General features: G+C 61.2%; 12 protein-coding genes. 6 read left to right on the top strand and 6 right to left on the bottom strand.

Annotated features, from left to right (window positions below):
* Positions 1 to 162: 162 nt before the first annotated feature.
* Entirely contained in the window at positions 163 to 2,940 is a 2,778-nt protein-coding gene (gene alaS, locus B0919_RS09390) for an alanine--tRNA ligase (RefSeq protein ID WP_078011973.1), read from the bottom strand.
* Between the two features lie 266 nt (positions 2,941 to 3,206).
* Here alaS and B0919_RS09385 point away from each other — a divergent pair, with 266 nt between their 5' ends.
* Genes B0919_RS09385 through B0919_RS09370 form a run of 4 tightly spaced genes read left to right on the top strand, consistent with a single transcriptional unit; the run spans position 3,207 to position 5,937 of the window.
* Positions 3,207 to 3,572 carry a MerR family transcriptional regulator gene (locus B0919_RS09385; RefSeq protein ID WP_078011972.1) on the top strand — a complete coding sequence of 122 codons (366 nt, stop codon included), beginning with the start codon at positions 3,207 to 3,209 and terminating at the stop codon, positions 3,570 to 3,572.
* Positions 3,572 to 3,952 carry a hypothetical protein gene (locus B0919_RS09380; RefSeq protein ID WP_139362018.1) on the top strand — a complete coding sequence of 127 codons (381 nt, stop codon included), beginning with the start codon at positions 3,572 to 3,574 and terminating at the stop codon, positions 3,950 to 3,952. Before B0919_RS09385 ends, B0919_RS09380 begins: the two co-directional genes overlap by 1 nt.
* A 27-nt stretch (positions 3,953 to 3,979) precedes the next feature.
* The gene (dprA, locus tag B0919_RS09375; protein WP_078011970.1) at positions 3,980 to 5,098 is read left to right on the top strand and encodes a DNA-processing protein DprA; all 1,119 of its coding nucleotides are present in this window, start codon (positions 3,980 to 3,982) and stop codon (positions 5,096 to 5,098) included.
* Positions 5,095 to 5,937 carry an aminotransferase class IV gene (locus B0919_RS09370; RefSeq protein WP_078011969.1) on the top strand — a complete coding sequence of 281 codons (843 nt, stop codon included), beginning with the start codon at positions 5,095 to 5,097 and terminating at the stop codon, positions 5,935 to 5,937. The genes dprA and B0919_RS09370 overlap by 4 nt, the downstream gene beginning before the upstream one ends.
* On the opposite strand, the gene B0919_RS25200 is transcribed toward B0919_RS09370, so the two are convergent.
* The 3 genes from B0919_RS25200 to B0919_RS09360 form a co-directional block, all read right to left on the bottom strand.
* Positions 5,924 to 6,070, bottom strand: a complete 147-nt coding sequence (locus B0919_RS25200; RefSeq protein WP_176132952.1) for a hypothetical protein — start codon at positions 6,068 to 6,070, stop codon at positions 5,924 to 5,926. The genes B0919_RS09370 and B0919_RS25200 overlap by 14 nt on opposite strands.
* Positions 6,071 to 6,796: 726 nt before the next feature.
* Positions 6,797 to 7,591 carry a thymidylate synthase gene (locus B0919_RS09365; RefSeq protein WP_078011968.1) on the bottom strand — a complete coding sequence of 265 codons (795 nt, stop codon included), beginning with the start codon at positions 7,589 to 7,591 and terminating at the stop codon, positions 6,797 to 6,799.
* A gap of 93 nt (positions 7,592 to 7,684) precedes the next feature.
* On the bottom strand, positions 7,685 to 8,800 hold the full coding sequence (locus B0919_RS09360) for a type I restriction endonuclease (protein WP_078011967.1): 1,116 nt from the start codon (positions 8,798 to 8,800) through the stop codon (positions 7,685 to 7,687).
* Between the two features lie 288 nt (positions 8,801 to 9,088).
* On the opposite strand from B0919_RS09360, the gene B0919_RS25665 reads away from it, so the two are divergent.
* On the top strand, positions 9,089 to 10,129 hold the full coding sequence (locus B0919_RS25665; RefSeq protein ID WP_317043890.1) for an N-acetylmuramoyl-L-alanine amidase: 1,041 nt from the start codon (positions 9,089 to 9,091) through the stop codon (positions 10,127 to 10,129).
* Positions 10,130 to 10,138: 9 nt separating this feature from the next.
* Here the strand turns inward: B0919_RS25665 and B0919_RS09350 are convergent, their stop codons facing one another.
* Together B0919_RS09350 and B0919_RS09345 are read right to left on the bottom strand one after the other, a co-directional pair.
* Entirely contained in the window at positions 10,139 to 11,401 is a 1,263-nt protein-coding gene (locus B0919_RS09350; RefSeq protein WP_139362017.1) for a PAS domain S-box protein, read from the bottom strand.
* A 234-nt stretch (positions 11,402 to 11,635) separates the two neighbouring features.
* Complete coding sequence (locus B0919_RS09345) at positions 11,636 to 11,884, bottom strand: hypothetical protein (RefSeq protein ID WP_078011965.1); 249 nt, start codon at positions 11,882 to 11,884, stop codon at positions 11,636 to 11,638.
* Positions 11,885 to 12,004: 120 nt separating this feature from the next.
* On the opposite strand from B0919_RS09345, the gene B0919_RS09340 reads away from it, so the two are divergent.
* A complete protein-coding gene (locus B0919_RS09340) occupies positions 12,005 to 14,305 on the top strand; it encodes an efflux RND transporter permease subunit (protein ID WP_254846529.1) in 2,301 nt (766 codons plus the stop codon).
* Positions 14,306 to 14,330 lie beyond the last annotated feature (25 nt).

The raw sequence follows: 14,330 nt of genomic DNA, 5'->3' as shown, positions 1-14,330 counted from the left end.
GTTGCCACGCCCACCGATTGACCGCTTGTTTACCCTTTGTACCAAACTTTTAACCAAGGCCAGGGTCGCATTTCTACCTGATTCGGCTGGCCCGCAAACGCCAACGGCCCCGGACGTTGCCACCCGGAGCCGTTGCTCATTCGTTCAGAATCAGCCAGCCGCTTACCCCAGCAGCCCACTCACCAGGCCTTCGGCCTTGCTGATGGCCGCATCGAGCCCGGCCGCGTTCTTACCGCCGGCGGTGGCGAAGAACGGCTGGCCGCCGCCGCCGCCCTGGATTTCCTTGGCCAGCTCGCGCACCAGCTGCGAGGCGTTGAGCTTACCGCCCTTGGCCAGCTCGTCGTCGAGCATCACGGCCAGCTGGGGCTTGCCGTCGATGTCGGCGCCGAGCACCAGCACCAGGTTCTCCACCACCAGGCGCAGGCCGAAAGCCAGCGTCTTGAGGCCATCGGCCGAGCGAGCGGGCACTTTGGCGGCGAGGAAATTCACCCCGTTCAGCGGCTTCACCTGGCCCGCCAGTTGGTCTTTCAGCTGCCCGAGCTGCTGCTGCTCGGCCTGCTCCAGCTGCTTGCGCAGGGTGGCGGTTTCCTCCGAGAGCTTCTGGATGCTGGTGGTCAGGTGTTGCGGGTTGCCCAGCAGCTCGCGCACCTGCGCCAGCAGGTCCATCTGCTCGTCCACGAACTGCTCGGCGCGCTCGGCCGTCACGGCCTCCACGCGGCGCACCCCGGCGCCCACGGCCGATTCGCTCACAATCTTGAAGAAGCCGATTTCGCCGGTGTTGGGGGCGTGAATGCCGCCGCAGAGCTCCACCGAGTAGTCGGCCCCAAAGGTGATGACGCGCACGTTGTCGGCGTATTTTTCGCCGAACAGGGCCATAGCGCCGCGCTCCTTGGCCACTTCCAGCGGCACGCTGCGCTCCTCGCCCAGCGGAATCTGCTGGCGGATGCGCTCATTGACGATGCGCTCCACCTCGCGCAGCTGCTCCTCAGTCACCTTCGAGAAGTGCGAGAAGTCGAAGCGCAGGAGCTTTTCGTTGACGAGCGAGCCGCGCTGGGCGACGTGCGTGCCGAGCACCTGGCGCAGGGCCGCGTGCATGAGGTGGGTGGCCGAGTGGTTTTTGCGAATCTGTTGGCGCCGGGCCTCATCCACCTGCGCTACCACCGGCGCGTCGATGTCCTGCGGCAGATCCAGCGTGTAGTGCACGATAAGGTCGTTTTCCTTCTTGGTGTCGATGACGCGCACCTTGGCCAGCGGCGTGAGCAGGTAGCCCGTGTCGCCCACCTGCCCGCCCGACTCGGCGTAGAACGGGGTCTGGTCGAGCACGAGCTGGTACTCGGTCTTGCCCTTCTGCGTCACGGCGCGGTAGCGCAGGATGCGGGCCTCGGTCGTGGTAGCGTCGTAACCCACGAAGCGCGGCTGCTCCTGCGAGGGCTCCACGATAGTCCAGTCGCTTTGCTCCTGTTCAGAGGCGTTGCGCGAGCGGGCCTTCTGGATTTCAAGTTCCTTCTGAAATCCTTCTTCATCCACCGTACAACCATGCTCTCGAGCGATAAGAGCAGTCAAATCAAGAGGGAAGCCAAAAGTGTCTGACAGTTCAAATGCTTCTTTACCTGAAATCTGTAATGGCTTGCCACCAGCTTCCGAGTATGCTACACCTACTTGACCATCAGTGTAATCGTCGTATTTATTTTTACCTTCTGCAGTGGCTTTGAGCAAATAGCTGATCTTCGCTCGCCGCATAAAAACAGTCAATCGGCCCAAGCCATTTTCCAAGGTTTTTAGGAAGGCAATTTCCTCTTCCTCAATCACGCGGGTCACGAACTTCTCCTGCTGCTTGAGCTCGGGGAAGATGCTGCTCATGTGGTCGGCCAGCACCGGCACGATCTTGTAGAGGAAGGGCTGCTTCTGGTTCAAGGACGAGAAGGCGTAGCGCACGGCACGGCGCAGAATGCGCCGGATGACGTAGCCGGCCTTGACGTTCGAGGGCAGCTGCCCGTCGGCAATGGTGAAGGCGATGGTGCGGATGTGGTCGGCAATGACGCGCACCGCAATGTCGGTTTTCTCGTTTTCGGTGGCGGGCTGGTCGTTCACGGTAGCCGGGGCCGTGCCGTGGTACTGCACGCCGGCTTCCCGGGCAATGAACTGAATCAGCGGCTGGAACACGTCCGTGTCGTAGTTCGACTTCACGCCCGACACGGCCATCATCAGGCGCTCGAAGCCCATGCCGGTGTCCACGTTCTGCTGCGGCAGCTTGACGAGCGACTTGTCGGCGCGGCGCTCAAACTCCATGAACACGTTGTTCCAGATTTCCACCACCTGCGGGTGGTCGGCATTCACCAGTTGAGCGCCGGGTGTCTGGGCCCGCTCCTCCTCGCTGCGTAAATCCACGTGAATTTCGGTGCAGGGGCCGCAGGGGCCGGTATCACCCATTTCCCAGAAGTTGTCCTTCTTGTTGCCGGGCAGGATGCGGTCATCCGAAGTGTACTGGCGCCACAGCTCCTGCGTCTCGGTGTCGGCGGCGGTGCCGTCGGCCTGGTCGCCCTCGAAGTAGGTCACGTAGAGGCGGTCCTTGGGCAGCTTGAACACTTCCGTCAGCAGCTCCCAGGCCCAGGCAATGGCGTCGGTCTTGAAGTAGTCGCCGAACGACCAGTTGCCCAGCATTTCGAACATGGTGTGGTGGTAGGTGTCATAGCCTACCTCCTCCAAGTCGTTGTGCTTTCCGCTCACGCGCAGGCACTTCTGCGTATCAGCCACGCGCTTGTACGGGGCGGGCTTGTTGCCCAGGAAGAAGTCCTTGAACGGGGCCATGCCCGAGTTGATGAACATCAGCGTGGGGTCGTCCTTCACCACGATGGGCGCCGAGGGCACGATGTGGTGACCCTTGGAAGCGAAGAAGTCGAGGAACTGCTGACGAACTTGGTTAGCGGATGGGAGCGACATGAGCGGCGTAGCGCGAAGTCAAGCTTCGCGTATCGTTGAGGTATTCGGTTAGAACAGGGGCGCAGCCCGAAAAATTGGCGGCGGCCGGGTTTTTGGCTACTTTTCGACTTCCGAAGCCGCTGCGGCGGCCCCGGAAAGCCCTTCCGGCAAAGGTAGTTTGGAGAAGTGAGAAATGAGAAGTCAGAACCGAGACCTGTTCTGACGGCCTTTTCTGCTTGATTACGCCTGCTTCTCACCTCTCATTTCTACGGTCTCAGTTCTACATCATGCCCTACAAAGAGCGCGACATCGAGAAGCAGTACTACACCATCGGCGAAGTGGCCGCGCAGTTCGACGTGGCGCCCTCGCTGATCCGCTTCTGGGAAACGGAGTTCGACGACCTGAAGCCGCGCAAGAGCAAGAAGGGCAACCGCCTCTACTCCCCGCAGGACATCGAGACGTTCCGCACGATTTACCACCTGGTGAAGGAGCGCGGCTACACCATTCCCGGCGCCCGCGACATCATGAAGCAGCGCGGCCCCCAGCTTAAGGAAAAGGTGGACGTGATTCACTCCCTGGAAAAGGTGCGCAACTTCCTGGTGCAGCTGCGCAAGGAGCTGGACGTGGCGGGCAAGCAGCAGGGCAATGGGTGATGGAAGCCGTCAATATTCTGGCTAGTAGCCCAGATTCATTGCCAGAGTTTAAGGCTCAACTGACCCAATGCTTCCCTGCGTTTCTTATTGAGCACAACGCTTCTGGCGACTTGATAATAGAGGCCGCTACAGGCCATGTTTACATTAATCAGCCCGATTCCGAAGTGGACATAGAAGCCGCCCAGTTGATTTATGCCACGCTCTCCAACCCTATCATCTACCATGTTCCTTATCGCGGACTGGGCTTACTTAAGCAGGCACTGACTTGCATTGGAAACCGAGACAAACTCTTGATTGACAATAACTTTGGCACCTTACTCCGGGGTCATGAGTTCGTTAAGAAATTAGTGAATCAGCCAAACTGGAAGTGGTGCGAATAAGAATTAGGCTTCGTATCTAAACTGTGCATGAATAACACCTCTACAAACCCTGACTTCCTATCCGAAGTTGCTCTGACCTTACTGCCAGGTGTAGGCCCGCTGGTCACCCGCCAGCTCATTGCCTACCTCGGCTCCGCTCAGAATGTACTTGATGCCCCTCCGGCCAAGCTGCTGAAAGTGCCCGGCGTGGGCCCCGCGCTGGTGAACGTGCTGCGCAACGCGGCCCCGGCCCTGCGCCAGGCCGAGCAGATGCTGCGCCGCGCCGAAAAGGATGGCGTGCAGCTGCTTTACTACACCCGTCCCGACTACCCCGCCCGCCTGCGCCCCGTGCCCGACGCGCCGGCCTTGCTCTACTACCAGGGCACAGCCGACCTCAACGCGCCGCGCACCCTAGCCGTGGTAGGCACCCGCCAAGCCACCGACTACGGCCGCGAGCAGACGGAAAAGCTCATCAAAGGCGTGGCTCCCTACCAGCCGCTCATCGTCAGCGGCCTGGCCTACGGCATCGACATCGTGGCGCACCGGGCGGCCCTGCAGGAAGGCCTGCCCACCATTGGCGTTATGGCTACGGGCCTGGATATTATTTATCCTGCGGCCCACCGCCGCACGGCCGAAAAGATGCTGGAGCAAGGCGGCCTGCTCACCGAATTCCCCTTCGGCACCCAGCCCGACAAGTACAACTTCCCGGCGCGCAACCGCATCATTGCCGGCCTTACCGATGCCACCGTGGTGGTGGAAGCGGCGAAGAAAGGCGGCGCACTCATCACCGCCGAACTGGCCCAGGACTACAACCGCGAGGTGCTGGCCGTGCCCGGGCGCCTGGATCAGCCCGCCTCCGAAGGCTGCAACCACCTCATCCGTAACCAGCAGGCGGTCATCTACACCGGCCCGCAGGACGTAGAGCAGCTGCTCAACTGGGACGGTGCCCTGCAGCCCACTCCTGCTGCTCCGAGCCTCAACCCCGCCGATTTCAGCCCGGATGAATTCCGACTGCTGGAAGTGTTGCTGGCGCACAAGGAAAAGCAGATCGACGAGCTGAGCTGGCAGGCCCAGCTACCCATTAACCAGGTTTCGACGCTGTTGCTGGGGCTGGAATTCCGGGGCGTGGTGCGGGCTCTGCCCGGCAAAAAATTTGCGCTGGTATGAGCGACGGGTATGCCCTGCTGGACGGCACGCTGCTGCCCGCCCGCGAGGTGCAGCTGGCGCTGCCCAACCGCGGCCTGCAGTTCAACGACGGCTTTTTCGAAACCATGATTTACGAAGCCGGCCGCCTGCGCTGGGCCGCCGAGCACCTCGCGCGGATGCAGCAGGCTGCCCGCGTTCTGCACCTCAGCTTACCGCCCAGCCTCAGCTCCGTCGCGCAGCTTACGGGCACGCTGCAAGCTTTGGCCGATGCCCAGCCGCCCACCACGGGCGCGGTGCGTCTGCGCCTGCAGCTGTGGCGCGCGGGCGGCGGCCTGTACACTCCGGCTACTTCCGAAACGCATTGGCTGGCCACGGCCACTCCGCACGTGCCGAACGATGCCCCCGTTGGTCGGGCCGGCATTGCCCACAGCATCCGGACGCATTTTTCGCCGGTATCGTTCTGCAAGGGCCCCTATGCCCTGCACTACGTTCTGGCCGCCCAGGAGCGCGCGGCCCGCGGCCTCGACGAGCTGCTGCTGCTCGATGCCCACGGCCACGTGGCCGAAGCTGTAGCGGCGGCGGTATTTTGGATTCGGCAGAACGAGTTATTTACCCCGGCCCTGGAGACGGGCTGCGTAGCTGGGGTGCGGCGGGCTCGTCTGTTGCAAGTGGCCGAGGCCGCAGGAATTCGCTGCCACATGGACCTATTTCCCCTGACAGCCTTACTAGCAGCCGAAGCCGTGTTTACGGCCAACGTCGCCGGAATCCGGTTGGTGCAGGCCATTGACGGGCAAGAATTTGCGGCGCAGCATCCATTAGTGGATTTGCTACGCTACCGGGAGGCAGCTACGCAGCCGTAGCAGCGCGCCGGCGGCGCATACGCTGCCAGTCGGCCTGAAACTCAGCCAGGTCGGCATCGGTCACGTCGTTGACGGCCATAATCTCAGCCCGTGACTGCCGCCCCAGCTCCAGCGCGTACAAGGCAATCAGCACACGGTGGCGACGCGGCAACGGGCAACTATCGAGCGCGGCAGACAAATGGGTGGTGGGGGTGGAAATCACGGCGTTGTTTACGTCTGCGCCGTTTGATTGGATTCTGGCGGGCAGATTTACTTTTCCCAACACAAAGATTGGGCCTTTTTCTGAATAAATAAGCAGGAAGCAGCTGTGAGCTATCCTTACTTTGTCCTACAACGATACAAAGAAGCAAAACGATTCTTCAATCCCATAAAAATATGATTTTGCTCCTCAATAAACCTGCTTAAGCCACATAAAAAGGCTTATACGACTTTAGCTATTTTATTTTTTCCGACTGGACTCCTTGCCAATCAACCCGCATTATTGCTGCTAACAATGCACAAAATACAAAAATTGCAAAACATTATCACAACCCTATACTTAGATAGCCGCCAGTGGCGAATAGTGTAACAAAACGCCTAGTCCTCCTCTCATCTGTCTTGTGTCTCAGACGCCTGGAGTGAGTGAAAAATAAGCCCCTCCTAGCAGCCCTTAAGACAACTAAGCGGAGCCAGGGCCCGTCGCAAAGAAGCCAGGTTGCTGAGCGGAGTTGAAGCACCCCTAGCCCTTCATTGAGTAAGTTCAGACAAGCGGTAAAGATGCTTCGACCCCGCTCAGCATGACGTTCAATAAGCCTAAAAACGACTTTTCAAACACAGCCTAGGCAGCGTGGCAGCACCGGTTATAGCAGCCCCAACGGGCTTATACTGCCACCGGTGCTTTAATGGCGGGCCAGGGGTCATAGTTTTCGAGCTTGAAGTCTTCGAACTGGAAAGCCAACAAGTCAGTTACGGCCGGGTTCAGGCGCATTTGCGGCAGTGGGCGCGGCGCGCGCGTCAGCTGCAGGCGAGCTTGCTCCAGATGATTGGTGTACAGGTGCGTATCGCCACCGGTCCAGATGAACTCGCCGGGTTGCAGGCCGGTCACCTGGGCCACCATCAGCGTGAGCAGGGCGTAGCTGGCAATGTTGAAGGGCACGCCCAGGAATACGTCGGCGGAGCGCTGGTAGAGCTGGCACGAGAGCTTGCCATCGGCCACGTAGAACTGGAATAGTGCGTGGCAGGGCATCAGGGCCATCTGGTCGAGCTCGGCCACGTTCCAAGCCGAGACGAGGATGCGGCGCGAATCGGGCGAGCGGCGCAGCTGTTCCAGGACCTGCTGAATCTGGTCGATGTGGCCGCCGCGGCCGTCGGGCCAGCTGCGCCACTGCTTGCCGTACACGGGTCCCAGCTCCCCCTGCGCATCGGCCCACTCGTCCCAGATACTCACGCCGTGCTCCTTGAGGTAGGCCGTGTTGGTGTCGCCGCGCAGAAACCAGAGCAGCTCGTAGATGATGCTCTTCAGGTGCACTTTCTTGGTGGTGACCAGCGGAAAGCCCTGCTGCAAATCGAAGCGCATCTGGTGGCCGAACACCGACAAGGTGCCCGTACCGGTACGGTCGGTTTTGGGGGTGCCGTGGTCGAGGATGTGCTGAACGAGGCTGAGGTATTGCTGCATGGCGGCGTGGCTGATTGGGGTAGCCGGCAAAAATAGAGAAAGCCGCCTTGGTTCAAGGCGGCTTCCGGTTCTGGCGGTATGCTCGCGTATCCTTTAAGCTATGGCAGCTTCTTTCCCCTTGGATTCGTGACGCTCAACAGCTGCCCGAATCCGGGAAGCCAATCCATACAAATCATCCAATGAGTCGATATCAACTCTTTCACCACCTTCCACGTCGAACAACGTGACAAATTTTTTGCTGCCGTTGAAGTGGAGGCGGCAGATGGGTTTGCGGTTGTTGTCGTCTAAAAGAATGCCGCAATACGACTGCACGTCGCGCATGACAACCCGCGTGACGGAAACCAGCTTGCGCAGGATAGCCCGCACAATCATAAAGCCTTCCGTTTCTTCGACCGTCGTTACAATATCCTTGTCTTTGCCATCTGCATCGGCAGTTGCAACGGCTACTTCTGCCTTTGCAGCTTCGAACTCCGGGGCTGAAACCACAGGGCCCGTTGGATCTACCAAGGCCGCCCGAAGCCTAAAATTGATTTTATCATTAAGGAACTGGTGAAACGAGCGGTGCACCAAAGCACTGAATTGCTCCTTGAGCTTCGGGGTCAATACCCCATCGTAAATCTGCTTCGACACAAAATGAATGAAGTCGGCCGAAGGCTGATTGAATTGCTCCTCAAAATACTTTTTGAAGGCGCGCATGTACTTCAGGTTGTACGCCGCGAACAACATGTCATCAATGCTGAACGTGGCTTTGCTAAGCTTCTTTAGCTCCGTAACGTCATTTTCATGGAAATTGAACAGATCAAACTCCAGGAATGGGCGCTCATCCATCTTGTTCGGCTGCTCCAAGTCAGTAAAGAGCTTGTAAGTCACCCCGTTCGTGAGGATGGCAATACGCGCCTCCGTGACGTGGAAGTAGCGGAAGAGCTGCCCCGCGTGGTTGACGTTCAAATCGGCCCCAACGTGTTTGCACTCGATGAGCATAATAGGTTTGCCGTCCCGAAAAATGGCATAATCTACTTTCTCACCCTTCTTCGTGCCGATGTCGCAGATAAACTCCGGAACTACCTCCGTCGGATCGAATACGTTGTAGCCGAGCGCGTTGATAAATGGCAGTACCAGAGCGTTTTTGGTAGCTTCCTCCGTCTGAATGTGTCCCACCTGCTTCTGCACCCGCGAAGCAAGATTAGAGAGTTGGTCAATCAATTCCATAAGTAATTATTAATGGATGAGCTGTGGCTAAACTTAGTTTAAATATTCTTATATCCTAATAACATACTATGTAAATTACTTCCGGCGCAGGGGCTTGGCAGATTCCTTTGCCGCACTGCCACCCAGGCTTCTCCCATAGGAGTAACAGGCTCGTGCTGATCCAACCCGAAGCCTTGCCTGCCCAGCGCAGGAATATTCCGGACTAGGTAACCTACATTACTATTTTTGCGCTAGGTTCCTTCCGACGCTGCCGTGCCGGTACGTCCTTCCCTTTGTCCGCCCGCCGTCTTGCGAATACTTCTGCTCCTTTTCCTGCTCATTCCAGTTGCCGCCTTCAGCCAGCAGTATCGCAAGGTGGTACCGAAGCGAGGCGACGTGATTTCGACATTGCTGGTGCGCCACGGGCTGAACCCACGGCTCTACGAGCGGGATTTTGTGGCGCTGAACAAGCCCTTGCTCGGCCCACGCAACAGCCTGCGAGCTGGCAAAAGCTACCGTTTGCCCCTGCGCAAGGCCACGCCCAAGGCCACAACGCGCAAGGCCGTAGCGACAAAAGCCACCTCCGAAAAAGTCACGGCGGTGAAGGGCCGCAGCGGGTCGACGGCCGTGCTGTTTGGCAAGTATGGCCGGCCCACGGCCAGCGACCAGGCCCTGCGCGGAGCCGTGTTCTACCTCATGTCGGGGCACGGCGGGCCCGACCCGGGCGCGGTGGGCCAGTACGGCACGGCCAAGCTGGCCGAAGACGAATATGCCTACGACGTGACCATCCGACTGGCACGGGTGCTGCTGGAGCACGGGGCCACGGTGCACATGATTGTGCAGGACCCCAACGACGGCATTCGCGACGAAGGGGTGCTGAAAATGGACTCGGACGAGCTGACCTACCCGAACCTGACGATTCCGCTGGGCCACGTGGCGCGCCTGCGCCAGTACACCAACGCCGTAAACCGCCTGCACGGACGCTACGGCCGCAAAACCTATCAGCGCATGATTACCATTCACGTCGACAGCCGCAGCGCGGGCCTGAACACCGACGTGTTTTTCTACCACCACGAGAAGAGTGCCGTGGGGCTGCGCCTGGCCAAAAACATTCACCAAGTGTTTAAGCACCGCTACCTGCGCTACCAGCCCAACCGGCCTTACGTGGGCACGGTGTCGCCGCGCACCAGCCTGTACGTGGTGCGCAACAGCTACGCCCCGACGGTGTTCATCGAGCTGGGCAACATCCGCAACAGCAAGGACCAGCGGCGCTTCGTGCTGGCCCAAAACCGGCAGGCGCTGGCCAACTGGATCTGCGAGGGCGCTATTACCGACTACCGGGGGCGCTAACGGCCGCGCTTACTGCGGGGCCGGCTGCAGCACCCCGAGCAGGCGCTGCGGCTCGCCGAAGGCGTCGTGACTGAGCCAGCCATTGGCCGTAACGGCGTGCACCGATCCATCGGGCCAGAGCACACGGAAGGACTGCTGCGGCCACTCGCCCTGCTCCTGCGCACCGGCCAGAGCCGCCTTCACAGCCGGCACATCGTCGGGGTGCAGGGCCGTCAGAAACGCGTCGAACGAAGGCGCCGGGGCCGCTTCCCAGCCCAGATAGGCCAGCGTACGGGCGTCGCCGACGAACTTATTGGAGGTCAGCTCCCAGCTCCATTGCCCGGCGCCGGTAGCCGTTTGCAGCAGGCGCAGCCGCTCTTCGCACTCGCGCAGGCGCCGCTCCTCTTGTTTTTGGGCCGTGATGTCGCGCCACACCACGTGCAGCAGCGGCTCGGCGCCATCGGTAAGCGGCGTCAGGACGGCTTCCACCCACATGCACTGGCCCGTGACCCGGCACAGAATGCCCTCGCAGCGCTTGGAGCCCAGCTGCAGCGCGGCCGCCACCGAGTTGCGGAAGTACTGCTCGGAGCTCACGCCGGGCCGCTGTTCGGGCGGGGCCATGTCCCAGGGATAGTGCCCGATGATTTGGTCTTTGCGGGTGGCGCCGAGCAGGGTCAGCACCGCCTCGTTGCAGTCGATAAACCGTTCGTGCTGCATCAGGGCCGCCGCGTCGGTGCTCTGCTCAAACAGCTGCCGGAATTTCCGTTCGCTCGCCGCCAGGGCCTGGGACTCGTGGTAGGCCTGGGTGACATCCAGCAGTACCAGATGGCAAAGCAGTTGGCCATCGGGCCTGGTGCGGCCCACGGCTTTGAAGTGCACGCGGCGCGGGCTGCCATCGGCCAGCAGCAGGGTTTCTTCGCCGGACACCGGCTCCTGGGTGCGCAGCAGGCGCGAGAAGCCGCTGGCAAAAGCCAGACGTTTGGTGGGCTCGATCAGCTGCAAAAAAGGGCGCCCGACCAGACGCGCCGGCGTCAGCCCGAGCAGCGTGCAGGCTTGCTTGTTGACTTGGGCAATGCACCCGTCGGCGCGCACCACGCAGCAGGCGGCCGGCAGCTGATCGTAAAATAGTTGGTAGCCATCGGTGATACTGCCGGGCTCCTGGCCGCCCTCGGGAGCCGTGGCAGTCGGGTCAAAGAAATACCCCCCGGTAGAAGTAGTTGGCTCGCCCGGTTGGGCAAAGCTGCCGGAAGTAAGAAAGGACGTGAACTGTTGGGACCAATCGTTTGAGTTCATAGAGCTTACTACCACGCCGGCTTCCGGCGGGTACTTTTACAAGCTGGAAATAGGGTCGTACAGCCTTGATACGGCTCGGCGGCAAACAGGATAAGTTAACGACAAAATATCAGTATTTATATACAGCTACTCCGAAATAACCGCAACAGTTAGCCTAGCGGGCAAGCTGGTTGGCGGGCATACAAAAGCCCGGCCCCACGTGGTGAAACCGGGCTTAGTTATTCGTTTTACCGCTTACAGCGACTTGGTAGCCGAGGCGGCGGGCTTGGCGTCGGTGCTGCTGGCGGCCGAGGCCGAAGCGCCCTTCTTCATGCAGCACGACGGCGTGCCGGCGGTAGCGCCTTTAGCAGCGCAGCTGGCCTTCATTTCGGTCGAGCAGGCTTCTTTCTTGCCTTTTTTGTCCTTGGCTTTGCCGTCGTGGTCGTGGGCAGAGGCAGTGCCGACGAAGGCGAACAGGGCCAGGGCGAGCAGGGCGTTTTTCATGGGGTGGAAATTGGAGAGGGTGAGAAGAAACAAAAGCTGGAAATGGGCGGTTGGCTCAGCGCCGGCCCCAAAATACAGAATGCCTTTGATACTCCCGCCGGTTCATTTTAGCCCTGCTGCGTGCTTCGTCCCCGCTCCCTGAGTTACTTCACCCTTACCGCGCTGGCCGTGCTGGGCCTGGTGGCCCTCACCGGGCTGCTACGGCTGCGCTTCAACTACAATTTCAACGACTTCTATCCCAGCGGCGACCCGGACCTGGCCTACTACCAGGACTACAGCCAGCGCTTCGGCAACGACAACGACTACGTGCTGGTGGGCCTGGAAACGCCCGCGGGCCGCACGGCCTTGGACCCAGCTTTTGCCCGGCGGGTAGCGCGCTTCACTGATTTTGCCCAGCGCCAGGCCAACGTGCGGCACGTGTTGTCGCCCACCACGGCCAGCAACCCGGTGGTGGAAGGCCTGGGCGTGTTCAACGTGCCCTACCTGCACGTGGCGCAGCTGACCGACCCAGCCGTGCGGGCCCAGGACTCCAGCCTGATTTACCGCACGCCGGGCTTGGTGGGCAACCTGTTTGCGCCCGATGCCCGCGCCGTGACGGTGGTGCTCCAGACCACGCCCGACCTCAGCAAACCGCCCGGCGACACGCTGATGGCCAACCTGAACACGGAGCTGCGGCGCCTGGGCTTCACGGAGGAGCAGGTGCACCTGGGCGGCAAGCTGGTGGCGCAGTCGGTGTTTGTGGACCGGCTGAAGGTGGAAATGGCCGTGTTCGTGTCCTTGTCGGTGCTGCTGGTGATGGGGCTGCTCTGGCTCACCTTCCGGGCGTGGTGGGGCGTGGTGCTGCCGCTGGCCGTGGTAGCCGGGGCCACCATCGGCGGGCTGGCACTGGTGGGTTGGTTCGGCTCGGGCATCGACCTGATGACGGCCCTGCTGCCGGTGATGATGTGCGTGGTGGGCATTGCCGACTCGGTGCACCTGCTCACACGCTACGTCACGGAACGCGGCGAAGGCACCGACACCGTGCCCGCGCTGCGCATCAGCATGCGCGAATCCATGTTCGGCTCGGGGCTGTCGGCGCTGACGACTTCGCTGGGCTTTTTTACCCTGACGGCCAGCCACATCCGGCCCATTCACAACTTCGGTCTGTACACCGGGCTGGCGGTGCTGCTGGCCTACGGGCTGACGTTTACCTTGTTGCCGGCGCTGCTCGTGCTGCTGCCGCGGCCCCAGCAGCGCCACGGCGCGGGCCGCAGCTGGGACGGCCCGCTCACGCGCCTGCTGCGCCTGGTGCTGCTGCGCCGCCGCTGGATCATGGCCGCGGCGGCCGTGCTGGTGGTAGGGAGTCTGGCGGCGGCCAGCCGGGTGCGCATCGAGTCGCGCCTGCTCGATGACCTGGCCGACGACGACCCGGTGCAGCTGGATTTTCGGTTTTTCGAGCGGGAGTTTGCCGGCGTGCGCCCCTTCGAGATGCACCTGCTGCCCCAGGGTGGGCGCACGGTGTATGACCTGGCGGTACTGCGCGAGACGGAGCAAATCGAGCATTACCTGCAGCGCGGCTACGGCCTGCGCTTCGTGGCCTCGCCGGTGACGGTGGTGAAGTCCGTGCGCAAGGCCCTGAACGGCGGCGCGCTGGAAGAATACCGCCTGCCCGCCTCCGAGGCCGAGCTGCAACGCCTGCTGCGCAAGGTGCGGCTGCTGCGCAAGCAGCCCGAGTTTCGGGCCCTGGCGCTGGAAGACGCCCGCGAAGGCCGCCTGACGGGCCGCATGCCCGACCCGGGCAGCGTGACGGTGGCCGGCCTGAACAAAGGACTGCGCCGCTTCTTAGTAACCAACGTCGACTCCACCGTGCTGCGCACCCGCCAGACCGGCTCGGCTCTGCTCATCGACAAAAACAACCAGAACCTGACGCGCGACATGCTGCTGGGCATCGGCATGGACGTGCTCATGGTCACGGCCATCGTGCTGCTGCTGTTCCGCTCCCTGCGCATGGTGCCGGTGGTGCTGATTCCGAACCTGCTGCCCATCGTGGTGGTGGGCGGCGTAATGGGCCTGTGCGGCGTGCCCATGAAAGTCAGCACCAGCATCATCTTCACCATTGCCTTCGGCATTGCCGTCGACGACACCATCCACTTCATCAGCAAGCTGCGCCTGATGCTGGGCAAGGAGCCCACGGTGAAGCGCGCCGTGAGCCACACCTACCGGCTGGCGGGCAAGGCGGTCATTGTCACCTCGCTGATTCTGGTGGGCGGCTTCAGCACGCTGCTGTTTTCCTCCTTCGACGGCACCTTCTACGTGGGCCTGCTGATCGGCCTGACCTTGCTGTTTGGCGTGGTGGCCGAGCTGACCTTGCTACCCATCCTGATTCTGCTGTTCTACAAAAAACCACGGGTGGGGCGGGCCCGGCAGCAGGCAGCCGCCTGATTAACACACGTTTCCCTCTTCCTAC

It is taken from the genome of Hymenobacter sp. CRA2 (genome assembly GCF_002007105.1).
Classification (GTDB): domain Bacteria; phylum Bacteroidota; class Bacteroidia; order Cytophagales; family Hymenobacteraceae; genus Solirubrum.
Note: the sequence above shows the minus strand (reverse complement) of the source record. Positions and strands in the feature narration are given on the sequence as shown.